The sequence below is a fragment of the Pseudomonas siliginis genome, from assembly GCF_024072275.1.
GTDB lineage: Bacteria > Pseudomonadota > Gammaproteobacteria > Pseudomonadales > Pseudomonadaceae > Aquipseudomonas > Aquipseudomonas siliginis.
The window spans coordinates 3640508-3663050 of the sequence record NZ_CP099598.1 but is presented as its reverse complement, the minus strand read 5'-3'; the positions used below and the strand labels follow the sequence as shown (position 1 = coordinate 3663050).

26 protein-coding genes are annotated in these 22543 nt (G+C 58.9%); 14 read left to right on the top strand and 12 right to left on the bottom strand.

Features of this window, described 5'->3' with window-relative positions; all coding sequences use genetic code 11:
* Positions 1–53: 53 nt before the first annotated feature.
* The 3 genes from infA to aat all read right to left on the bottom strand — a co-directional run bounded on the left by infA (position 54) and on the right by aat (position 1831).
* Positions 54–272 (bottom strand): translation initiation factor IF-1, encoded by a 219-nt coding sequence (gene infA, locus NF676_RS16850; protein WP_002553999.1) that lies wholly within the window; start codon positions 270–272, stop codon positions 54–56.
* 112 nt (positions 273–384) lie between these two features.
* Positions 385–1092, bottom strand: coding sequence for an arginyltransferase (locus tag NF676_RS16845; protein WP_041477071.1), 708 nt, complete (start codon positions 1090–1092; stop codon positions 385–387).
* Between the two features lie 58 nt (positions 1093–1150).
* On the bottom strand, positions 1151–1831 hold the full coding sequence (gene aat, locus NF676_RS16840) for a leucyl/phenylalanyl-tRNA--protein transferase (RefSeq protein ID WP_095182060.1): 681 nt from the start codon (positions 1829–1831) through the stop codon (positions 1151–1153).
* Between the two features lie 521 nt (positions 1832–2352).
* Between aat and ftsK the strand changes: the two genes are divergently transcribed.
* From ftsK to cysG, 6 genes are all read left to right on the top strand, one after another.
* Positions 2353–4761 (top strand): DNA translocase FtsK, encoded by a 2409-nt coding sequence (gene ftsK, locus NF676_RS16835; RefSeq protein ID WP_041477069.1) that lies wholly within the window; start codon positions 2353–2355, stop codon positions 4759–4761.
* Between the two features lie 67 nt (positions 4762–4828).
* Positions 4829–5449 (top strand): outer membrane lipoprotein periplasmic chaperone LolA, encoded by a 621-nt coding sequence (lolA, locus tag NF676_RS16830; RefSeq protein ID WP_056788905.1) that lies wholly within the window; start codon positions 4829–4831, stop codon positions 5447–5449.
* Between the two features lie 195 nt (positions 5450–5644).
* Positions 5645–6967, top strand: a complete 1323-nt coding sequence (locus NF676_RS16825) for a replication-associated recombination protein A (protein ID WP_042609225.1) — start codon at positions 5645–5647, stop codon at positions 6965–6967.
* Complete coding sequence (gene crcB, locus NF676_RS16820; RefSeq protein WP_016775261.1) at positions 6967–7341, top strand: fluoride efflux transporter CrcB; 375 nt, start codon at positions 6967–6969, stop codon at positions 7339–7341. The genes NF676_RS16825 and crcB overlap by 1 nt, the downstream gene beginning before the upstream one ends.
* Before the next feature lie 15 nt (positions 7342–7356).
* Positions 7357–8637 carry a serine--tRNA ligase gene (gene serS / locus NF676_RS16815; RefSeq protein WP_041477066.1) on the top strand — a complete coding sequence of 427 codons (1281 nt, stop codon included), beginning with the start codon at positions 7357–7359 and terminating at the stop codon, positions 8635–8637.
* The gene (cysG, locus tag NF676_RS16810; protein WP_041477064.1) at positions 8638–10032 is read left to right on the top strand and encodes a siroheme synthase CysG; all 1395 of its coding nucleotides are present in this window, start codon (positions 8638–8640) and stop codon (positions 10030–10032) included.
* Positions 10033–10126: 94 nt separating this feature from the next.
* Here cysG and NF676_RS16805 read toward each other — a convergent pair whose 3' ends face one another.
* The 6 genes from NF676_RS16805 to tusD all read right to left on the bottom strand — a co-directional run bounded on the left by NF676_RS16805 (position 10127) and on the right by tusD (position 13594).
* The gene (locus NF676_RS16805; RefSeq protein ID WP_252886422.1) at positions 10127–11128 is read right to left on the bottom strand and encodes a glutathione S-transferase family protein; all 1002 of its coding nucleotides are present in this window, start codon (positions 11126–11128) and stop codon (positions 10127–10129) included.
* 91 nt (positions 11129–11219) lie between these two features.
* Complete coding sequence (locus NF676_RS16800) at positions 11220–12221, bottom strand: glycosyl transferase family protein (protein ID WP_252886421.1); 1002 nt, start codon at positions 12219–12221, stop codon at positions 11220–11222.
* Positions 12218–12553 (bottom strand): TusE/DsrC/DsvC family sulfur relay protein, encoded by a 336-nt coding sequence (locus NF676_RS16795; protein ID WP_016770652.1) that lies wholly within the window; start codon positions 12551–12553, stop codon positions 12218–12220. The genes NF676_RS16800 and NF676_RS16795 overlap by 4 nt, the downstream gene beginning before the upstream one ends.
* Entirely contained in the window at positions 12550–12843 is a 294-nt protein-coding gene (tusB, locus tag NF676_RS16790; RefSeq protein WP_056788919.1) for a sulfurtransferase complex subunit TusB, read from the bottom strand. Before tusB ends, NF676_RS16795 begins: the two co-directional genes overlap by 4 nt.
* On the bottom strand, positions 12843–13199 hold the full coding sequence (gene tusC / locus NF676_RS16785; protein ID WP_056788922.1) for a sulfurtransferase complex subunit TusC: 357 nt from the start codon (positions 13197–13199) through the stop codon (positions 12843–12845). The genes tusB and tusC overlap by 1 nt, the downstream gene beginning before the upstream one ends.
* 2 nt (positions 13200–13201) lie before the next feature.
* On the bottom strand, positions 13202–13594 hold the full coding sequence (gene tusD / locus NF676_RS16780; protein WP_150741136.1) for a sulfurtransferase complex subunit TusD: 393 nt from the start codon (positions 13592–13594) through the stop codon (positions 13202–13204).
* A gap of 397 nt (positions 13595–13991) precedes the next feature.
* On the opposite strand from tusD, the gene NF676_RS16775 reads away from it, so the two are divergent.
* Positions 13992–14963 (top strand): IS110 family RNA-guided transposase, encoded by a 972-nt coding sequence (locus tag NF676_RS16775; protein WP_252867835.1) that lies wholly within the window; start codon positions 13992–13994, stop codon positions 14961–14963.
* Positions 14964–14987: 24 nt separating this feature from the next.
* Here NF676_RS16775 and NF676_RS16770 read toward each other — a convergent pair whose 3' ends face one another.
* On the bottom strand, positions 14988–15317 hold the full coding sequence (locus tag NF676_RS16770; RefSeq protein ID WP_041477057.1) for a DUF6388 family protein: 330 nt from the start codon (positions 15315–15317) through the stop codon (positions 14988–14990).
* A gap of 133 nt (positions 15318–15450) precedes the next feature.
* Between NF676_RS16770 and NF676_RS16765 the strand changes: the two genes are divergently transcribed.
* A complete protein-coding gene (locus tag NF676_RS16765; protein ID WP_024013401.1) occupies positions 15451–15801 on the top strand; it encodes a hypothetical protein in 351 nt (116 codons plus the stop codon).
* 102 nt (positions 15802–15903) lie between these two features.
* Here NF676_RS16765 and NF676_RS16760 read toward each other — a convergent pair whose 3' ends face one another.
* On the bottom strand, positions 15904–16329 hold the full coding sequence (locus NF676_RS16760) for a GNAT family N-acetyltransferase (protein ID WP_236168577.1): 426 nt from the start codon (positions 16327–16329) through the stop codon (positions 15904–15906).
* Positions 16330–16481: 152 nt separating this feature from the next.
* Here NF676_RS16760 and NF676_RS16755 point away from each other — a divergent pair, with 152 nt between their 5' ends.
* The 6 genes from NF676_RS16755 to NF676_RS16730 all read left to right on the top strand — a co-directional run bounded on the left by NF676_RS16755 (position 16482) and on the right by NF676_RS16730 (position 22148).
* On the top strand, positions 16482–16922 hold the full coding sequence (locus NF676_RS16755; protein WP_016775257.1) for a hemerythrin domain-containing protein: 441 nt from the start codon (positions 16482–16484) through the stop codon (positions 16920–16922).
* Positions 16923–17129: 207 nt separating this feature from the next.
* Positions 17130–17765, top strand: coding sequence for a lytic polysaccharide monooxygenase auxiliary activity family 9 protein (locus NF676_RS16750; protein WP_095182054.1), 636 nt, complete (start codon positions 17130–17132; stop codon positions 17763–17765).
* 97 nt (positions 17766–17862) lie between these two features.
* On the top strand, positions 17863–18450 hold the full coding sequence (locus NF676_RS16745; RefSeq protein ID WP_024013397.1) for an NUDIX domain-containing protein: 588 nt from the start codon (positions 17863–17865) through the stop codon (positions 18448–18450).
* A 171-nt stretch (positions 18451–18621) separates the two neighbouring features.
* Positions 18622–20349, top strand: coding sequence for a gamma-glutamyltransferase (gene ggt / locus NF676_RS16740; RefSeq protein ID WP_095182053.1), 1728 nt, complete (start codon positions 18622–18624; stop codon positions 20347–20349).
* Positions 20350–20413: 64 nt separating this feature from the next.
* Positions 20414–20947 carry a cysteine hydrolase family protein gene (locus tag NF676_RS16735; RefSeq protein WP_056788931.1) on the top strand — a complete coding sequence of 178 codons (534 nt, stop codon included), beginning with the start codon at positions 20414–20416 and terminating at the stop codon, positions 20945–20947.
* Positions 20948–21131: 184 nt separating this feature from the next.
* Positions 21132–22148: a lysozyme inhibitor LprI family protein gene (locus tag NF676_RS16730; RefSeq protein ID WP_252886420.1), complete on the top strand. Its 1017-nt coding sequence runs from the start codon at positions 21132–21134 to the stop codon at positions 22146–22148.
* Here the strand turns inward: NF676_RS16730 and NF676_RS16725 are convergent.
* Positions 22115–22459, bottom strand: a complete 345-nt coding sequence (locus NF676_RS16725; RefSeq protein WP_150634953.1) for a DUF7693 family protein — start codon at positions 22457–22459, stop codon at positions 22115–22117. The genes NF676_RS16730 and NF676_RS16725 overlap by 34 nt on opposite strands.
* Positions 22460–22543: the final 84 nt, after the last annotated feature.

Sequence of the window (22543 nt, the reverse complement as noted above, 5' to 3'; positions counted from 1 at the left end):
AAACGCAGACACAAAAACGCCCGGCATAACCCGGGCGTTCTGTATTGACTTGATTAACGAGCGCGGTAAGTGATCCGCCCTTTGCTCAAGTCATAGGGCGTCAGCTCGACGCGCACTTTGTCACCGGTAAGAATACGAATGTAGTTCTTGCGCATCTTGCCGGAAATATGCGCGGTTACGACGTGCCCATTTTCCAACTCCACACGAAACATGGTGTTGGGCAGGGTGTCGACGACAGTGCCTTCCATTTCGAAGCTGTCTTCTTTCGACATGCAGTAAAGCCCTCGGTATCCAATGAATGGCCCGGTGCAACTGCGCCAGGCAAAAGCGGCGTGCATTGTGCCCGAAAAATGGTGTTTACGCCAAGGGGTTTAGGCCGCAGGTTCAGTTCAGGATGACCCAGCGCTGATTGATCAGCAATTCGATGGGCCGATATTGCGTCTTGTAGTTCATCTTTTTGCAGTTCTTGATCCAGTAACCCAGGTACACGGCCTCAAGGCCCAGACGCTGGCTCTCGGCGATTTGCCAGAGGATTGCGTAACGGCCGAGGCTGCGGCGTTCTTCGTTCGGTTCGTAGAAGGTGTACACCGCTGACAAACCGTTGGGCAGCAGATCGGTCACCGCCACCGCGAGCAACCGTCCGTCGAGTCGAAACTCGTAGAAGCGCGAGAAGGGCAGGTCACGCACCAGGAACGTCGAGAACTGATCGCGGCTTGGCGGGTACATGTCGCCGTCGGCATGGCGCTGTTCTATGTAGCGCTGGTACAGGTCGAAATATTCTTCGCTGAAGTGCGGTTTGACCGGCTGCACCTGCAAATCCGCGTTGCGTTTGTAGATGCGCTTTTGCTGGCGATTAGTGATGAATTGTGCGGAGGGAATGCGCGCAGGCACGCACGCATTGCAATTCTGGCAATGCGGCCGGTACAGATGATCGCCGCTGCGGCGAAAGCCCATTTCCGACAGGTCTGCGTAGACATGCACATCCATGGGCTGACTCGGGTCGAGAAACAGCGTCGTGGCCTGCTCCTCGGGCAGATAACTGCAAGAGTGGGGCTGAGTGGCATAAAACTTCAAACGCGCCAACTCGGTCATGAATCAACCCTCGGGATAAGCTGGTGGATTAAGTGTAAGCCACCTGCGCAAAAGTCGCTCAGCAAACCCAGGTCGCTGAATTCGGTTGATCGAGATGGCGCCGCAGATAGTCGGCGAATTCGCCGCGCGGAATCGACCGCGCACCGAGGCTGTGCAGGTGATCGGTCGGCATCTGGCAGTCGATCAGCACAAATCCGGCGGCTTTCAAATGCTGGACCAGCGTGGCAAAGCCATATTTGGACGCGTTGTCAGCGCGGCTGAACATCGACTCGCCAAAAAACAGTTGGCCCATCGCCAGGCCGTACAGGCCGCCGACCAGCTGTCCCTCGTCCCAGACCTCAACCGAATGCGCGAAACCGCGCCGATGCAATTCTACGTAAGCATCCTGCATGGCCTCGGTGATCCAGGTGCCGTCGGCGTAATCACGCGGTGCAGCGCAGGCGCGGATGACGGCGTCGAAATCCTGATCGAAGGTCACTTGATAGCGTTGCTTGCGCAGCAGCTTGCCGAGACTGCGCGAGACGTGCAGTTCGTCGGGAAACAGCACGGTGCGAGGGTCTGGCGACCACCAGAGAATCGGCTGGCCCTCGGAAAACCAGGGGAAGCAGCCATGGCGATAGGCCTGGATCAGTCGATCGGCGGAAAGATCGCCGCCGGCGGCGAGCAATCCGTTCGGCTCGCGCATGGCTTTTTCCAGTGGCGGAAAGGTCAGGGAGTTACGTTGTAACCAAGTCAGCATGGCATCCAGGCTTGCAGAAGGGGAGGGCAGTCAGGGGCGTGCAGGCCCCGCGAAAGAGTTTGCCGCGAAACGGCGCCGCTGTCCTGCACAGATGTCTGCTGCAGTGAGCATTGAGCTGCAACTTGATGTGTCGCCCGTGGTCGTAAGCGTCACCGTACCGATGCTGTCGAGCATTCCTGTGAGCCTGATCCGGCCAGGTTCGCTACGTTCATCAAATACAGCTCATAAGCCTTTGTCACAAAAGACAATGCATGCTCCAATTGCAACGCAGTGCATGTACGTTTGGCTATGCTCAAGGCTGGGGTCTCAAACATGGCATCGGACGCACAAACCCGTACAATGCCGGGTTGTGACAGGCTATACGCTGCGCACAGTGTTTATGGCTGTGTTTATAAAACCAGTGGCACAGTGTTAAAAGTAGTCCCAGTTGAGCTTTTCACCTTTTTTACCTGCCTGGATTGGGCAGTTTTTTATCGTCATTCAATAGATGGACGCGCCTCGGGCGCAGGAAAAGAAGCGTTTTGAAGAAGACCACCGAAGCACCCAAAACAGTCGTTCCGCTCTGGCGCCAGCAACTGCACTACCGGCTCAAGGAAGGTGCATTGATCGCCATTGGCGCTTTGTGCCTGTTCCTGATGATGGCTTTGCTGACCTACGGCAAGGACGATCCGGGGTGGAGCCATAACAGCAAGATCGACGATGTGCAGAACTTCGGCGGCCCGGCCGGCTCGTACAGCGCCGATATCCTGTTCATGGTGCTCGGTTACTTCGCCTATATCTTTCCGTTGCTGCTGGCGGTCAAGGCGTACCAGATCTTCCGTCAACGCCATGAACCATGGCAGTGGAGCGGCTGGCTGTTTTCCTGGCGTCTGATCGGCCTGGTATTCCTCGTGCTCTCCGGTGCTGCGCTGGCGCACATTCATTTCCATGCCGCGACCGGTCTGCCGGCCGGCGCTGGCGGTGCCCTGGGCGAAAGCCTTGGCGATCTGGCGAAGAATGCGCTGAACATTCAGGGCAGCACTTTGCTGTTCATCGCTCTGTTCCTGTTCGGCCTGACCGTATTCACCGACCTGTCGTGGTTCAAGGTGATGGATGTCACCGGCAAGATCACCCTCGATCTGTTCGAACTGTTCCAGGGCGCGCTCAACCGCTGGTGGTCGGCGCGCACTGAACGCAAGCAACTGGTTGCGCAACTGCGTGAGGTTGATGACCGCGTCCACGATGTGGTCGCGCCGACTGTCACCGACAAACGCGAACAGGCCAAGGTCAAGGAACGCCTGATCGAGCGTGAGCAAGCGTTGAGCAAGCACATGTCCGACCGCGAGAAGCAGGTGCCACCGGTGATCGCGCCGGCACCAGCCAAGGCGCCGGAGCCGAGCAAGCGCGTGCAGAAAGAGAAGCAGGCGCCGTTGTTCGTCGACAGTGCGGTCGAAGGCACCTTGCCGCCGATCTCGATTCTTGATCCTGCGGAAAAGAAACAGCTCAACTATTCGCCTGAGTCCTTGGCAGCGGTCGGCCACTTGCTGGAAATCAAGCTCAAGGAATTCGGCGTCGAAGTCACCGTTGATTCGATCCATCCGGGTCCAGTGATTACCCGATACGAAATCCAGCCTGCCGCCGGGGTAAAAGTCAGCCGCATCGCCAACCTGGCCAAAGACCTGGCGCGTTCGCTGGCGGTGACCAGTGTGCGGGTGGTCGAGGTGATTCCGGGCAAAACCACTGTGGGTATCGAGATTCCCAACGAAGACCGCCAGATCGTGCGTTTCTCCGAAGTGCTGTCGACACCCGAGTACGACAACTTCAAATCGCCGGTCACCCTGGCGCTCGGTCACGATATCGGTGGCAAGCCGGTCATTACCGACCTGGCGAAGATGCCGCACTTGCTGGTGGCCGGTACCACCGGTTCCGGTAAGTCCGTGGGCGTGAACGCGATGATCCTGTCGATCCTGTTCAAGTCCGGCCCGGACGACGCCAAGCTGATCATGATCGACCCGAAAATGCTTGAGCTGTCGATCTACGAAGGCATTCCGCACCTGCTCTGCCCGGTTGTGACCGACATGAAGGACGCTGCCAACGCCTTGCGCTGGAGCGTTGCCGAGATGGAGCGTCGCTACAAACTGATGGCGAAAATGGGCGTGCGTAACCTGTCCGGCTTCAACGCCAAGGTCAAGGAAGCCCAGGATGCCGGCGAGCCGTTGAGCGATCCGCTTTACAAGCGCGAAAGCATTCACGACGAAGCGCCGCTGCTGCAGAAACTGCCGACCATCGTCGTAGTGGTGGACGAATTCGCCGACATGATGATGATCGTCGGCAAGAAGGTTGAAGAACTGATCGCGCGTATTGCGCAAAAGGCGCGTGCGGCGGGGATTCACTTGATTCTTGCGACCCAGCGACCGTCGGTGGACGTGATCACTGGTCTGATCAAAGCCAACATCCCGACACGTATGGCGTTCCAGGTATCGAGCAAGATCGACTCGCGAACCATCATCGACCAGGGTGGCGCCGAGCAACTGCTCGGTCACGGTGACATGCTCTACATGCCGCCGGGCACCAGTTTGCCGATCCGGGTTCACGGCGCGTTCGTCTCCGACGATGAGGTTCACCGCGTGGTCGAGGCCTGGAAATTGCGCGGTGCGCCTGAGTACAACGACGACATTCTGAACGGTGTCGAAGAGGCGGGCAGCGGCTTTGAAGGCAGCAGCGGTGGTGGCGACGGTGATGATCCGGAAGCCGACGCGCTGTATGACGAAGCGGTGCAGTTCGTCCTCGAAAGTCGTCGTGCGTCGATTTCCGCTGTGCAGCGCAAGCTGAAGATCGGCTACAACCGTGCCGCGCGGATGATCGAGGCGATGGAAATGGCCGGCGTCGTTACCTCAATGAACACCAACGGTTCGCGTGAAGTCCTGGCCCCGGGCCCGGTACGCGACTGAAACGCAACGACTCGAGTGGCGCAATGACGCGCCACTCGCTCTCCCACGAGTATTCAAGAGGACTCTCATGCGCCTTATCCGCATGCTGTTGCCAGTACTGGCGCTGACCACACTCACGGCCCACGCCGATGAAAAGGACGTGGCGCGTCTGACCCAATTGCTCGAAACATCGAAAACCCTGTCGGCGAACTTCTCGCAGTTGACCCTCGACGGCAGTGGCACCCAGTTGCAGGAAACCACCGGCAACATGACCCTGCAGCGTCCGGGCCTGTTCTACTGGCACACCAATGCGCCGGCCGAGCAGACCATGGTCTCCGATGGCAAGAAAGTCACCCTGTGGGACCCGGATCTGGAGCAGGCAACCATCAAGAAGCTCGATGAGCGTCTGACCCAGACGCCGGCCTTGCTGTTGTCCGGCGATGTCTCGAAGATCAGCCAGAGCTTCGATATCAGCGCAAAAGAGGCGGGCGGCGTGATCGACTTCACCCTGAAGCCCAAAACCAAGGACACTCTGTTCGACAATCTGCGCCTGTCGTTCCGCAACGGCCTGCTCAATGACATGCAACTGATTGACAGCGTCGGCCAGCGCACCAATATCCTGTTTACCGGGGTCAAGGCCAACGAAGCGGTGCCTGCGTCCAAATTCAAATTCGACATTCCCAAGGGTGCCGACGTTATCCAGGAATAAACACCGGCCCTTTGTGTCAGGGCCTTTGTGGTGAGGGCCTGCTATTGAGGGGCTATTGTGGCGAGGGGATTTATCCCCGTCCGGCTGCGCAGCAGTCGTCGCTTTTGGGGCCGCTTCGCAGCCCAACGGGGATAAATCCCCTCACCACAGGTACTTCAGCAGATTTCAGAAAATCAGAGGTTTCAACGCTACGTGATGGATCTGTTTCGCAGTGCACCGATTGCCCAACCCTTGGCCGCCCGTCTGCGTGCGGCCAATCTGGATGAGTACGTCGGTCAGGAACACGTGCTCGCTCGCGGCAAGCCTTTGCGTGAGGCGCTGGAGCAGGGCGCGCTGCATTCGATGATCTTCTGGGGACCGCCGGGCGTGGGCAAGACCACCCTGGCGCGCTTGCTCGCAGAAGTCTCCGATGCGCACTTCGAAACGGTCTCGGCGGTGCTCGCCGGGGTCAAGGAAATCCGTCAGGCCGTTGAAATTGCCAAGCAGCAGGCCGGCCAGTACGGCAAGCGCACGATCCTGTTTGTCGACGAAGTACACCGTTTCAACAAGTCGCAGCAGGACGCGTTTCTGCCTTACGTTGAAGACGGCACGCTGATCTTCATCGGCGCCACCACCGAAAACCCTTCGTTCGAACTGAACAACGCCTTATTGTCGCGGGCCCGCGTCTACGTGCTGAAAAGCCTCGACGAAGCGGCCTTGCGCAAACTGGTCCACCGCGCACTCACCGAAGAGCGCGGCCTGGGCAAGCGCAACCTGACCCTGAGCGATGAAGGCTTCCAGATGTTGCTGTCCGCCGCTGATGGCGATGGCCGGCGCCTGCTCAATCTGCTGGAAAACGCCTCTGATCTGGCCGAAGACAACAGCGAAATCGGCACCGAGTTGCTGCAAAGCCTGCTCGGCGATACGCGCCGACGTTTCGACAAGGGCGGTGAAGCGTTTTACGACCAGATCTCGGCGCTGCACAAATCCGTGCGCGGTTCCAATCCCGACGGCGCGCTGTACTGGTTTGCGCGGATGATCGACGGCGGCTGCGATCCGCTGTATCTGGCCCGGCGCGTGGTGCGCATGGCCAGCGAAGACATTGGCAACGCCGACCCGCGTGCGCTGAGCCTGTGCCTGGCGGCGTGGGAAGTGCAGGAGCGTCTTGGCAGCCCCGAGGGCGAATTGGCAGTCGCCCAGGCCATTACTTATCTGGCCTGCGCACCGAAAAGCAATGCGGTGTACATGGGCTTCAAAACCGCGCTGCGCGCAGCGGCTGAGAACGGCTCGCTGGAAGTCCCGCTGCACCTGCGCAATGCACCGACCAAGCTGATGAAGCAATTGGGTTACGGCGACGAATACCGCTATGCCCATGATGAACCGGATGCTTATGCTGCCGGTGAAGACTATTTTCCGGAAGAACTCGAGCCGATTCCGTTCTATCAGCCCGTGCCCCGCGGCCTGGAGTTGAAGATCGGCGAAAAACTCAATCACCTCGCTCAACTCGATCGTCTGAGCCCTCGGCAGCGGAGAAAATAGTGGTTCCATTGATACTCGCAGTGTCGGTCGGCGGTGTTGCCGGCACCTTGTTGCGCTTCGCCACCGGCAATTGGGTCAGCGCCAATTGGCCGCGGCACTTCTATACCGCGACGCTGGCCGTTAATATCGTGGGCTGCCTGCTGATTGGCGTGTTGTACGGCCTGTTTCTGATACGCCCTGAGGTGCCGATCGAGGTGCGCGCCGGGTTGATGGTCGGCTTCCTCGGGGGGCTGACGACTTTTTCATCCTTTTCACTGGATACGGTTCGCCTGCTGGAAAGCGGGCAAGTGTTGCTGGCCCTGGGCTACGCGGCACTCAGCGTATTCGGCGGGCTGCTCGCAACGTGGGCCGGCCTGTCCCTGACCAAACTTTGATAACGAGAAACCGACATGCTCGATTCCAAACTGTTACGTAGCAACCTTCAGGACGTAGCGGACCGCCTGGCTTCCCGTGGCTTTGCCCTGGACACCGCGCGCATCGAAGCGCTGGAAGAACAGCGCAAGACCGTCCAGACCCGCACCGAAGCACTGCAGGCTGAGCGTAACGCGCGTTCCAAATCCATCGGGCAGGCCAAGCAGCGCGGCGAAGACATCGCACCGCTGATGGCGGACGTCGAGCGCATGGCAGGCGAGCTGAGCGCTGGCAAGGTTGAGCTGGACGCGATCCAGACCGAACTCGATTCGATCCTGCTCGGTATCCCCAACCTGCCGCACGAATCGGTTCCGGTCGGCAAGGACGAAGACGACAACGTCGAAGTACGCCGTTGGGGCACCCCGACTCAGTTCGATTTCGAAGTGAAAGACCACGTCGCCCTCGGCGAGAAGTTCGGCTGGCTGGACTTCGAAACCGCCGCCAAGCTGTCCGGCGCGCGTTTCGCCTTGCTGCGCGGCCCGATTGCCCGTCTGCATCGCGCACTGGCGCAGTTCATGATCAACCTGCATGTCACCGAACATGGCTACGAAGAGGCTTACACGCCTTATCTGGTTCAGGCTCCGGCGCTGCAAGGTACCGGCCAGCTGCCGAAGTTCGAAGAAGATCTGTTCAAGATTGCCCGCGAAGGCGAAGCCGATCTGTACCTGATTCCAACCGCCGAAGTGTCGCTGACCAACATCGTTGCCGGCGAAATCGTCGATTCGAAGTTGTTGCCGATCAAGTTTGTCGCCCACACCCCATGCTTCCGCAGCGAAGCCGGCGCGTCGGGTCGCGACACGCGTGGCATGATCCGCCAGCACCAGTTCGACAAAGTCGAAATGGTCCAGATCGTCGAGCCGTCGCAATCGATGGAAGCGCTGGAAAGCCTGACTGCGAACGCCGAAAAAGTCCTGCAGCTGCTCGGCCTGCCTTACCGCACCCTGGCGCTGTGCACTGGCGACATGGGCTTCAGCGCGGTCAAGACCTACGACCTCGAAGTGTGGATTCCGAGCCAGGACAAATACCGCGAAATCTCCTCGTGCTCCAACTGCGGTGACTTCCAGGCGCGTCGCATGCAGGCGCGTTTCCGTAACCCGGAAACCGGCAAGCCTGAGCTGGTGCACACCTTGAACGGCTCTGGTCTGGCGGTCGGTCGTACTCTGGTTGCGGTACTGGAAAACTACCAGCAGGCCGACGGTTCGATCCGCGTTCCGGACGTGCTCAAGCCGTACATGGGTGGCCTTGAGGTCATCGGCTAAATGAAATATCTGCCGCTGTTTCACAACCTGCGCGGCAGTCGTGTGTTGGTTGTCGGTGGGGGGGAAATTGCCTTGCGCAAATCCCGCCTGCTGGCCGATGCCGGTGCGCTGCTGCGGGTGGTCGCACCTGAAATCGAAACGCAACTGGCCGAACTGGTCGCTGCCAGCGGCGGTGAATGCCTGTTGCGCGGTTACGCCGAAACGGATCTGGACGGTTGCGGGCTGATCATTGCCGCTACCGACGACGAAACGCTCAACGCGCAAGTCTCCACCGACGCCCACCGCCGTTGCGTGCCGGTCAACGTGGTCGATGCGCCGGCCTTGTGCAGCGTGATCTTCCCGGCGATCGTCGATCGCTCGCCGTTGATCATCGCCGTGTCCAGCGGCGGCGATGCGCCGGTACTGGCGCGTCTGATCCGCGCGAAAATCGAAACCTGGATTCCTTCGACTTACGGCCAGTTGGCTGGATTAGCTGCGCGTTTCCGCAATCAGGTGAAAAACCTGTTTCCGGATGTTCAGCAGCGTCGCGGCTTCTGGGAAGACGTTTTCCAGGGCCCGATCGCCGATCGTCAACTGGCCGGGCAGGGCGCTGAAGCCGAGCGCCTGTTGCAGGCCAAGGTCGATGGCGAGCCAATGGTCACCACTGGCGAGGTTTATCTGGTCGGTGCCGGTCCGGGTGATCCGGATCTGTTGACCTTCCGCGCACTGCGTCTGATGCAGCAAGCCGATGTGGTGCTCTATGACCGCCTGGTGGCGCCGGCGATTCTCGAGTTGTGCCGTCGCGATGCCGAGCGGGTGTATGTCGGCAAGCGGCGCTCCGAACACGCCGTGCCGCAGGATCAGATCAACCAGCAACTGGTCGATCTGGCCAAGGCTGGCAAGCGTGTGGTGCGGTTGAAGGGCGGCGATCCGTTTATCTTCGGCCGCGGTGGCGAAGAGATCGAAGAACTGGCGGCCCACGGTATTCCATTCCAGGTGGTGCCAGGCATCACGGCGGCCAGCGGTTGCGCCGCTTATGCGGGGATCCCGCTGACCCACCGTGACCATGCGCAGTCCGTGCGGTTTGTCACTGGCCACTTGAAGGATGGTTCCACCGATCTGCCATGGGCTGACCTGGTGGCTCCGGCGCAGACGCTGGTGTTCTACATGGGCCTGGTGGGCCTGCCGATTATCTGCGAGCAGTTGATCAAGCATGGTCGCGCGGCGGATACCCCGGCGGCGTTGATTCAGCAGGGCACTACAGTCAATCAGCGGGTTTTCACCGGCACGCTGGCGGATCTGCCGCGAATGGTGGCGGAGCATGAAGTGCATGCGCCGACTCTGGTGATCGTCGGCGAAGTGGTGCAACTGCGCGAGAAGCTGGCGTGGTTTGAAGGGGCTCAAGCGCAGGTCTGAGTCAGATCAAAAGATCGCAGCCTTCGGCAGCTCCTACAGAGGAACGCATTCTCATGCAGGAGCTGCCGAAGGCTGCGATCTTTTGCTTCTGCTGTTAGCCCTTTAACCAAACCCCTTTCCCGATCAACCGCGACCGGTCATGCGCTACGCTGAAATCCTGCTGCGGCCCCTTCGGCACCACGCCGGTCGGGTTGATGGTCTTGTGGCTGCCATAGTAGTGATGCTTGATGTGCTGGAAATCCACCGTCTCGGCAATACCCGGCCATTGATACATCTCGCGCAGCCAGTTCGACAGATTCGGGTAATCGGCAATCCGCCGCAGGTTGCACTTGAAGTGCCCGTGATACACCGCGTCAAAGCGAATCATCGTGGTAAACAGGCGCACGTCGGCCTCGGTCAGGTATTCCCCGCTCAGGTAGCGATTGGCACCCAGCAGTTGCTCCAGATGATCCAGTTCGGCGAATACTTCATCGAACGCCTGTTCGTATGCCTGTTGCGAGGTGGCGAACCCGGCACGATAGACACCGTTGTTCACCGCCGGGTAGATCCGCTCGTTCAGCGCATCGATCTCGTTGCGTAGCGGCGCCGGATAAAAGTCCAGATCGTTGCCAGTGATCCCGTCGAAGGCGCTGTTGAACATGCGGATGATTTCCGCCGATTCATTGCTGACGATGCGCTTGAGTTTCTTGTCCCACAGCACTGGTACCGTCACGCGCCCGGTGTAATCAGGCGTGTCGGCGGTGTATCGCTGATGCATGAAATCGAAGCCATCGAGTTTGTCGCCTGTCGAACCCAGCGCCTTGTCGAAGGTCCAGCCGTTCTCCAGCATGAGCCAACTGACCACCGACACGTCGATGAGACTTTCCAGCCCTTTGAGTTTGCGCACGATCAGCGTGCGATGCGCCCAAGGGCAGGCGAGGGAAACGTACAGGTGATAGCGCCCGGCTTCGGCAGTGAAACCGCCTTCACCGCTGGGGCCTGGCTGACCGTCGGCGGTCACCCAGTTGCGGCGTTGCGCTTGTTCGCGCTGGAACGCGCCGTCCTTGCTCCTTTCGTACCACTTGTCCTGCCAGTGGCCGTCGACGAGTAAACCCATGATCAAGACTCCCAAAACCAATATTCGTTGGAGTCGAGTCTATTCCGATGAGTTCGAACAAAAAGCGCAAAGATCGGGCGCTAATGATCGGTTAGATCGATGTGTTGCGCGCCGCCCAATACTGCTCGGCGGTTGCGAACGCCTCTTCGCGATTCTGACCGAGACCGCGCAGGGCGAGGGCCATGGTCGCAATCAAGGCCATTTGCGGGTAACTGTCGACCACATCGCCACGCCACACGGCTTTCAAGTGCTCGATTTCCAGCGAAGCGGGTTTGACGTGGCGCTGCGCTGACAGCTGCGGCCATTCTTCATCCCAGCTCTGACCGCCGCTGGTGCCATAAAGGTGGCTGGTGGCGTCGGGGTTGATCTCGATTTCACCGCCATCACCCTTGACCACAATTGCCGCGTCGCCGAGCAAGCCGCTGGCATCGCGATGCACCGCCTGGTAACCCGGGTGAAAAATGCTTTGCAGGCCGCAGCGTGCGCCCAACGGATTGAGAATCCGCGCCAGCGAGTGGATCGGCGACCGCAGGCCCAAGGTATTGCGCAGGTCGATCATCTTTTGCAACTGCGGCGCCCAGTCCACGAGCGGCATAAACGCCAGGCCGCCGTTGTCCAGTGCCGCGCCGACCTGCTGCCAATTGCGGCACAGGGGAATGTTCAGTTCGCCCAGCAGTTGTTCGCTGTACAGGCGCCCGGCAGTGTGCGCGCCGCCGCCATGCATGAAGATGCGTACGCCGTTTTGCGCCAGGCATTTGGCCGCGAGCAGATACCACGGCAGATGGCGTTTTTTGCCGGCGTAGGTCGGCCAGTCCAGGTCGACATTCAGCGCCGGTGCCTGCAAGCGTTCGCGCAGGGCTTCGGTGAAACCGGCCATTTCCTCTGCGCTTTCTTCCTTGTGCCGCAGCAACATCAGGAAGGCACCCAGTTGCGTATCTTCGACCTTGTCATCGAGCACCATGCCCATGGCCTCGCGGGCTTCTTCGCGCGTCAGGTCGCGGGCGCCGCGCTTGCCCTTGCCGAGAATGCGCACGAATTGCGCGAACGGATGCTCGGCAGGCGTTTCGAGGGTCAAAGCTGGAAAGTCGTTCATAGGCAATTCGTCGGTTTGGGCAGGCCCGCCAGTTTCGCGGCGAGTTTGGCAGGGGTGCCTTTGAACAGTCGGTTCAGGTGCAGGCTGTTGCCTTTGTCCGCGCCAAGTTTCAACGCGGTGTACTTGATCAGCGGCCGCGTGGCCGGCGATAGCTGGAATTCGGCGTAGAAGCTGCGCAGCAGCTCGAGGACTTCCCAGTGTTCAGGCGTCAACTCGATGTCTTCTGCGGCGGCGAGGGCGCTGGCGACTTCAGCCGACCAGTCGCTGAGGTCAACGAGAAAGCCGTCCTTGTCCAGTTCGATGGCGCGGGCGCCGACGGTCATTGAATTCATAGCCAGCTGTTGACCTTGGCGTGATGGATCGACAGTTCGACAAACGCCGGGTAGTCGATGGCCTCGGCCCAGTCTGGAATCTCGATCGCACGCGCCTGTGCGTCCTCAATCAATACAAAAAGTCTGATTGCTCGCTCTTGAAGGGTTGAGAACGGCACAGTGTCCGGTTGCAGCGCATACACCGCATCGCCGGACAACAATACCGCATCGGCGCTGCCGAGCAGGCGCAGGCAACTGCTCAGACGATCGTCGCCGAACGGGGAATGAGACAACACATGCAAAGTCGACATCAGAGGGTGATCACCTGATCGTAACGGTCAATAAGGGCGGTGATGTGTTCAGCAGCAAGCGGCTGCGCTTCGTCCAGCGACAGTTTGCCAAGACCGCGAGCATTGGCGCTTTCGGCGCAATAGAACAGCTCTTCGACACCAAACATCGGCAGCGCCTGCAGATTGGCGCTGAGGTCTTTCTGCTGCAAGGCCTTGGCGTTCTGCCCGGCGGCCAGTTGCAGCACGCCGTCATCGAGAAACAGCAAACCGATCGGCAGATCAAAGGCGCCACCGGCCAGCACGATATCCAGCGCTTCCCGCGCACCGGGGCCGGACCATGGCGATTGGCGGCTGATGATCAACAGCGATTTGGCCATGTTCAAGCGCCTCCGAAACAGATGAGACGGTCAGCGTCCTGCACGGCATCGTGCAATTGACCCAGACCGGACAATTCCCACGGCGCGCTCAGCGAAATCGCTTCACGCTGGTAACGCTTGGATTCTTCTTCGTTCAACACGCCACGGCGCAGAGCGGCGGCGATGCAGACCACCCCATCCAGTTGCTTTTCGTTGATGAAGGCGCGCCATTGCTTGGGCAAATCCTGTTCATCCTGCGGCGTCACCACTGCATCGGAGGCGTTGAACACGCCGTCCTGATAGAAGAACAGCCGGACAATCTCATGGCCGCCGGCCAGCGCGGCCTGGGCAAACAGCAGGGCACGGCGCGAGGAGGGCGCATGGGCGGCGGAAAACAGCGCGATGGCGAACTTCATGATGGACTCGATCAGCGAAACTGCGGCCATGATAAAGCTTTATCGCTCGTGCCGCGAAACCCGAGTTTTACGCAGATACCTTTGTAGGAGCTGCCGAAGGCTGCGATCTTTTGATCTTGAAGAGCAAAATCAAAAGATCGCAGCCTTCGGCAGCTCCTTGTATCTCGACTAACGCTCCGTCAGGAGCGATAGTTCTCGACTGATCATCGAGGGAGGGACTTGGAAGCCGCGCAGCTCCTTAGGCTTTTTGCCTGTGACGTAGATCGTGCTCCAGCCCTCCACACTCACTCGTACAGTTCGCACGGTATCTTGGGCCCGCCTGCGGCGAGAGCCCGCATTCGCAAGGTTGGACAGAGTGACGTGATGATCGCAACAGGGAACAAGTGGAGAAACGATCATGTCCGGTTTCGTTGGCGTCGACATCGCAAAGAACACCTTTGATATCGCTACACACCAGCCCAACGGCAAGCACAAAACCAAGGCCAAGCTGGCCAACGATCCAAAGGGCTTTAAAGAGTTTGAGGCGTGGCTAGAAAAAAACGCCGAGCGTTCGGCCCTGATCGTGATGGAAGCCACCAGCGTCTACCACTTGGAGCTCGCGGAATTCGTTTACAACAAAGGCTTCCGGGTCTGCGTCGTGAACCCGGCTACGACCAAAGCGTACGCTGACAGCGAACTGCGCCGCATCAAGACCGATAAAAGCGATGCCAAACTGATCGCCGACTTTGCCCGGGAAAAGGATCAAAAACTTCACCCATGGGCGCCTGAGCCGCTGAAATACCGCCAGTTAAAAGCAATGGTGCGCCGCCTGGATGACCTTCAGGAAATGGAACAAATGGAGCTTAATCGTCTGGACGTTTCCGACGAAAAGGTCAAAGACTCGATCAACTCCGTTCTGCGCCATATCGAAAAAGAGATCGTAGAAACGCATAAGGCGATCAAAAAACACATCGATGACGACCCGGATATGCGTCAGATGCGGGATCTCATCGTAACCATCGACGGCATCGGACAAAAAACGCTTGAACGATTGCTCGCCGAACTGGGTGACCTGCGCAAATACAGTGATCCTCGCCAACTGGTCGCTGCCGCAGGGCTCAATCCAAAGCTGCAGGAATCAGGAAAGCTCAAAGGTCACACCCTGATCTCAAGAGTAGGGTCAGCACGGCTGCGTGCAGGCCTTTACATGCCTGGCATGGTGGCGCTGAAACACAATAAGGCGATCAAGGCGATGAAAGAACGCCTGGAAGCCAATGGCAAGGCCCCCAAGCAGATCATCTGCGCAGCAATGCGCAAGCTGCTGCACTTCATTTACGGAGTGCTCAAGTCAGGACTGCCATATGACCCGAAACTTGCGCTTGCCCGGTGAGGCTCAAGACGGTATCTACATCGATTACGGGGTGATGCCGTAAAGATCGCAATACTCGATCCAGTCCATCCCCGCCATTTCCGCCACTTCCCGATGCACTTCCAGGCGTTGCGCCTGATAGTCCTCCGGTGAATCAGCGGTCAGCTGCAACGTCAGCTCCCAGGCAAACAACCCCTGGCTTTCCGCCTCAGCCTCGAATGCTTCATGCAAGCGTTCTTCGCGGTACTGCGCCTGGGTTTCACCCTTGGCCTGAGCCAACAGCGGATTGAGGTGGTCGAGAGTCTCACGCAGTTCGGGTCGCGCATCGAGAAACAGTTTCAAGGCGTGTTCATGTCGTTGGTCGCTAGGCGCCATGTAATGTCCTTGTGTGGCTGAAGATCTCAGAGTGCCGCAGCTGCTCACGCGTGTCGCGCATAAAAACAGTAAAGCAGAACGATTTGCCGCGTTGCAGTGCTACAGTCCGCTTTTTTCTCGATGAGCAAATGCAATGCGAATGCTGATGGTAGTGCTGGCGGCGGCCCTGTTGGCCGGGTGCGCCGGTTCGGTGATGAACGATGCTCGCAGCAAGAGCCCGGACAAGGTCCTGACCTCGGACAAGCCGGAGAAAGACGTCGCCCGGTGCGTGCAATTCGCCTGGCAGGACGAAGCGGTTTTCGGCGTGGACGCGGCGGCCTATCTGGAGCCGCGCGAGTCTGGCGGCACGACGGTCTACACGCGTTCAGCGGAGTCGTTTGTCGATGTGATCACCGAAGCGTCCGGCACAACCTTGAACTATTACGCGCAGAAGAGTGATTTTGTCGCGATGCGGCGGATGGCGGCGATGGCGACCTGCCTCTGATTGTGTGTCGAGGCGGCTGGCGCTTTCGCGAGCAGGCTCGCTCCCACCGATTGAATGCTTTCCAGTGTGGGAGCGAGCCTGCTCGCGCAAAGGGCGATACAGTCAGTCGATCAGCCGCTTCTGGAAAAAATGCCGCTTGTGCCCTGGTGGATAGTCTACGATCTCACCGAACTGGCTGAAGCCCAGCTTCTTGTAGAACTCCGGCGCCTGAAAATCGAAGGTGTCGAGCCAGATTCCGTAGCAGTTCCTGTCTTCGGCCAATGCTTCTGCCTGTGCCATTAACCGGGAACCAATCCCCTCTCCGCGACTTTGTTCCGGTACTGACAGCAAATCGATGAACATCCAGCGCAAAGTCACTCGCCCGTACAACCCGCCCAGTATCGCGCCATACTCATCTTTTACCATCAAGGCGAACGGCTCGGTTTTCGATATGCCGGTCTTCGCATCGTTGTATTCAATTAACGGTTGGAGAATGGCCTGACGCTGTTCCTCGGTAGGATTGTCCGTCAACTCGATACGCAAATTCATGCATGACTTCCTTGTGTGATTGAACGCCCAGCCTAACCCGTCCGGGCAAACGCCTCCAAGCCCTTCGATCGAACAAGCGGAACCGTCAAACCAGCGTTGCGGTCTAGGCTTTTATCGCGTCTTTCCCTGAGCGCGATTGATGAGGAAATCCCGTGAATATTTTTGAAGCCCTGCGCGAAAGCCACGAGCGCCAGCGCACTTACGCCAAGGCTCTGATCGCGACCAGCGGCGACAGCCCTGAGCGGGTCGAGGCCTACAAGCAGCTCAAAGCAGAACTGCAAGCGCATGAAACCGCTGAAGAGCGGCACTTCTACATCCCGTTGATGGAAATCGACGAAGGCGTTGACCTGAGCCGCCACGCCATCGCCGAGCACCACGAAATGGACGAAATGATGGAAGAACTCGACGAGACCGAAATGTCCAGTCCGGCGTGGCTGGCCACGGCCAAGAAGCTTTCCGACAAGGTTCATCACCACCTTGAGGAAGAAGAGCACAAGTTCTTCCAAATGGCCGGCAAACTGCTCGACGATAAACAGAAAACGCAACTCGCCGGGCAGTACGAAAAGGAGTATCAGGCGCAACTGTCTGAATGACCAAAGGCGACTCGGCGTGTAGGTGTTCAGCTACACGTTGAGTGCGACGTGTCGACTTGAACTGGTTATCCATCCAGTGTTTTAGGGTTTTTTACGTCCTGCAAAATCGCATTGCGACAAAAGCGCCAATGGACAAAAAATTCACCTCCGTTAGCTTGAAGGCCTCTCCTCGGGAAGGAGAGTTCTCAAATCAACGGAGTGAAGACGATGAATCAGGCAATCCCACAAACCCAACTCAAACACGGTCGTGTCATCTCGCCAGCAAGTCGCGGCGCAGTGGCCATTGACCTCGGCTTGCTCGGCGCTTGGCAAGTCAATGAAATGGAGGGCGGCAAAAACTTTCCGGCCGTGAATGCCGGGCCGTTCCCGCAACCCTTCGAGACCGACTCGGACAGCGTCGCGCCGCCGGCCGATGGCTACATTCTCAGCGGCGGCAAGACCGATGCCCGCGATTGCGTCAATTACACCGACGACGAGATGAGCAAGAAGCTCGGCCGTTCATTCAACTGGCCGCTGCTTAATGTCGATCCGGGGCAGATTCTCGAGGTCAGCTGGGCGTACACCGCGCCGCACACCACCCGTGGTTATCGCTGGCTGATCACCAAAGACGGCTGGGATCCACAGCAACGCATCAGCCGTGCGCAGCTCGAAACCCAGCCGTTCTTCGAAGACTTCTACCCGCAAGTGCCGTATTACAGCCATGCCGGCGAATTGAAGGCCAAGGTTGATCACCAAGTGCAACTGCCGACGAACAAGAAGGGTCATCACGTCATTGTGCTGATGTGGATCGTCGCCAACACCGGCAACGCCTTCTACCAGGCCTTCGACGTCGACTTCCAGTAACAACCCAGGCTGAACGAGCCCGGTAGCGCTGCCGGGCTTTTTTTGTCGGCGCAATTGTCCGACCATGGCAGTCCCCATGAAAACAGGATCAGACGCGATGTCCAACACAGCCGAACGGGTCAACATCGTCGACACACAGGTGTTGTCCCACGACTGGTATCTGTTGAAGAAAATCACTTTTGATTACCACCGCAACAACGGCGAATGGCAGCGCCAGACCCGCGAGGTCTACGACCGGGGCAACGGCGCGGCGATTCTGCTGTTCAACCGCGAAAAGCGCACGGTGGTGCTGACCCGCCAGTTTCGTTTGCCGGTGTTCGTCAACGGCCACGATGGATTGTTGATCGAGGTGGCGGCGGGGTTGCTGGAAGGTGCCGCCCCTGAGCAACGCATTCGTGACGAAGCCGAGGAGGAAACCGGTTATCGCGTGCATGACGTGAAGAAGGTATTCGAGGCGTATATGAGCCCCGGCTCGGTGACGGAGAAGCTGCACTTTTTTATCGCCGAATACGACGCCGCGTCCAAAGTCAGCGACGGTGGTGGGCTGGAAGAGGAAACCGAAGAACTGGAAGTGCTCGAGTGGGGCTTCGATGAGGCACTGGCAGCATTTCAACGCGGCGAGATCTGTGACGCCAAGACCATCATGCTGTTGCAATACGCAGCGATGAACAACCTCTTCGCTTGATGAAAGATCGCAGCCTTCGACGCATTTTTCAGGAGCTGACAAATGCTGCGATGGCTCAGCATACTGGCTGAACGGGGAGGCGCAATACGCAAAGCCGGCCATACTGCTTGTTGCTCCTGAAGCGCTGCCCTGCGTTTTGCGCAGTCCCCAAAAACAAAAAGAGATCGACTCATGAAGTACGAACCTTTGGCCAGATCGCTCATTGCGACCTCCCTGGCGCTCAGCTGTCTCATGGCTCACGCGGCATCAGTGGCGCCGGTTGCGGCGGAAAACGGCATGGTGGTCACCGCGCAACATCTGGCGACCCATGTCGGCGTCGATGTGTTGAAAAACGGCGGCAATGCCGTGGATGCGGCAGTGGCCGTGGGCTATGCGCTGGCGGTGGTCTATCCGGCTGCGGGCAACCTTGGCGGCGGCGGGTTCATGACTATTCAACTGGCGGACGGGCGCAAGACCTTTCTCGACTTCCGCGAGAAAGCCCCGCTGGCAGCGACCGCCAACATGTATCTGGACAAGGACGGTAACGTCATTCCGGAACTGAGCACGCGCGGCCATCTGGCCGTCGGGGTGCCGGGCACTGTGTCCGGCATGGAGCTGGCGCTGAGCAAATATGGCACCAAACAGCGCAAGGACATGATTGCCCCGGCGATCAAACTGGCCGAAGACGGTTTCGAGCTGCAGCAGGGCGATGTCGAGCTGCTCGAATACGCGACGGATGTGTTCAAGAAGGACATGCGCGATTCCGGCTCGATCTTCCTCAGCAACGGCGAGCCGATGCAGGTCGGGCAGAAACTGGTGCAGAAGGATCTGGCGAAAACCCTGCGGACGATTTCCGAGAAGGGCGCCGACGGCTTCTACAAAGGTTGGGTCGCCGATGCCATTGTCACGTCCAGCCAAGCCAACAAAGGCATCATCAGCCAGGCCGACCTGGACAAATACAAGACTCGCGAACTGGCCCCGGTGGAATGCGATTATCGCGGCTATCACGTAGTCTCGGCGCCACCGCCCAGCTCCGGCGGGGTGGTGATCTGCCAGATCATGAATATCCTCGAAGGCTATCCGATGAAGGACCTGGGCTTCCATTCCGCTCAGGGCATGCACTACCAGATCGAAGCGATGCGCCACGCGTACGTTGATCGCAACAGCTACCTCGGCGATCCGGATTTCGTGAAGAATCCGATCGAGCACCTGCTGGACAAGAACTATGCGACCAAACTGCGCAACGCCATCCAGCCGCAAAAGGCCGGCGTGTCGGCTGAGCTCAAACCCGGTGTAGCGCCGCATGAAGGCAGCAACACCACGCACTATTCGATCGTCGACAAGTGGGGCAATGCCGTTTCGGTCACCTACACCCTTAATGACTGGTTCGGCGCTGGCGTGATGGCGAGCAAGACCGGGGTGATCCTCAACGACGAAATGGACGACTTCACCTCCAAGGTCGGCGTGCCGAACATGTACGGTCTGGTTCAGGGGGAAGCCAATGCCATCGCGCCGGGCAAGGCGCCGCTGTCGTCAATGAGTCCGACCATCGTCACCAAGGATGGCAAAGTGGTGATGGTGGTCGGCACGCCGGGCGGTAGCCGGATCATCACCGCGACCTTGCTGACCATGCTCAATGTGATCGATTACGGCATGGGGCTGCAGGAAGCGGTCGACGCGCCGCGCTTCCATCAGCAGTGGATGCCGGAGGAAACCAACCTCGAAGACTTCGCCGCCAGCCCTGATACGAAAAAGCTCCTCGAGAGCTGGGGCCACAAGTTTGCCGGCCCGCAGGATCCCAACCACATCGCCGCGATTCTGGTCGGCGCGCCGTCACTGGACGGCAAACCGGTTGGCAAGAATCGCTTCTACGGCGCCAATGATCCACGGCGTAATACCGGCTTGTCACTGGGTTACTGAGCGGAGTAAAAAGGGGCGGGCTCAGGTCCGCCCCATCTCAAGGACTGATCAAGGAAGGCTCGACATGACCACCGCATTACTGATCATCGACGTCCAGCAGGCGCTGTGTGCTGGTGAATATCAGTGTTTTGAAATCGACCGCGTGATCGCCACGATCAATGATCTCAGCCAACGCGCCCGCACGGCTGGCGTTCCGGTGGTGTTGATTCAGCACGAAGAAAAGGACGGTCCGTTCGTGCATGGCGCGGACGGTTGGCAACTGGCCGAAGGTTTGCTGACTTCGACGAAAGACCTGCGTGTAGGCAAGACTACCGGGGATTCTTTCTACCAGACCGATCTCGGCAAGCTGCTGCCCAGCGAGGACTTCGAACGCCTGATCATCTGCGGCCTGCAAACCGATTACTGCGTCAACGCCACGGTGCGCAGCGCGCATTCACTGGGCTACGACATCGTCGTTGCGCGGGATGCGCATTCGACGGTCGATAACGGCAACATGAGCGCTGAAGACATCATTGCCCAACACAACAAGGACTTCGCCGCCCTGACCAGTTCCGTGGCACGGATCGACGTCAAACCGGCAGCCGAGATCACCTTCTGAACTCACACAAACCCCCTGTGGGAGCGAGCCTGCTCGCGAAAGCGCTATGACAGCCAAGATCAAACCGACTGATATACCGCCTTCGCGAGCAGGCTCGCTCCTTGGGTGAGCAGGCTCTACGACAACAGCGATTTACGGCAGCAGCACTGGCATAATCCCCGCCGCCCGAAGAATGGAATCTTTCATGTTCGCTATCTACCTGCGTCACGCCGTGGCGCTGGCCTCTCTCGTCATTGCCTGCACCGCCCAAGCCAGCAGTTTCGATTGCACCAGTGCCGACAGCAAAACCGAAAAAGCGATTTGTAGCGATCCCTACCTCTCAAGCCTCGACGACAAGCTCGCCACGCAATGGCGGAACACGCTGGGCAAAGTTGCTGATCCCAAAACTCTGAAATCCGACCAACGCCAGTGGCTGAAACACCGCAACGCTTGCGGTGCCCAGAGTGCGTGTCTGCGTCGTGAATATCTGATGCGCCTCAGCGAACTCGGACACGCCGTCCAACCGTTCAGTTGGGACGCCACTTGGCAATTGATCCCGCCCGGCACCTCGACCTCGGCGACCCTTGTCACCCAACGTCGTGATGCCACGCATATCGCCATCGATATCTCAGCAGGCGAGGGCGCCAATTCCGGAGACTTGACCGGCGTTGCCATACTCAAGGATGGAACAGCCCTGTACGCCGAGGACGCCTGCAAACTCGCCTTCACGTCCATCAATGGCGTACTGAACGTCACGCAAACCGGTGCGGATTCCGACTGCGGCGGTGGCATGGGCGTGTATTACGCCGGTCGGTATGTCGCCTCCGAACAACCGCTGAAGCTGGATTACGATCTGCTCAGCCTGGGTCTGGCTCGCACACCCGCAGAAGATCAGGTACTGCGTTCGCTGCTCAAGACCGACTACCAGAAACTGGTAGAGACCTCCGGTTCCTTGCAGGTCGGCGAAGACTCAAAAGATGTGGCCGATGCTCAGGTTGTAGAAATGTGGATGCGCGGTCTCGGCGGCATCGGCATTCTGATGAGTGCTGCAGACGCACAGGTCTGGCTGATCTTCAAAAGCTACGATGATCAGGGCCATGAACATCTGCGGTACTACACCAACGTGGCGAAGTGGAAGAAGCGGTTGCCCGATGTGCTGCAGGGCTGGTATGACCGCATGCAAGAAAATCAGTCGTCACTGGTTCTGGAAATGATGCCCTGAGCCACATCTCCATCCGCCTCACACAGCAACCGCTCGATCTGCGCCAGTTCCCATGTGCTGAGCAGACTCACCGGGTCCGTGCCATAACGCTGCCAAGTGTCCAGCGTCGCTTCATCCCCGGCGCAGTTGCGCGCGTATTCACAGTGATGCAAGTGTCCCTCGGCGAAGTCCAACAGCAGATGCCAGCCCTCGATGTAAACGGCAATCAGCCCGGACTGGGACATTACCTCGCAGACTTCGAACGCAAGCACGCCCAGCGCAGCTTCGCGCAGACGCTGACACACATCCCGGGCGGACAAAAACGCTGACATGCTGCGACTCGATTCGATGGACAAGCCTGCAAGGATAAGGTCCGCGCTACTCCATGTCAGCGTTTCACTGGCCCGAGGCCGAAC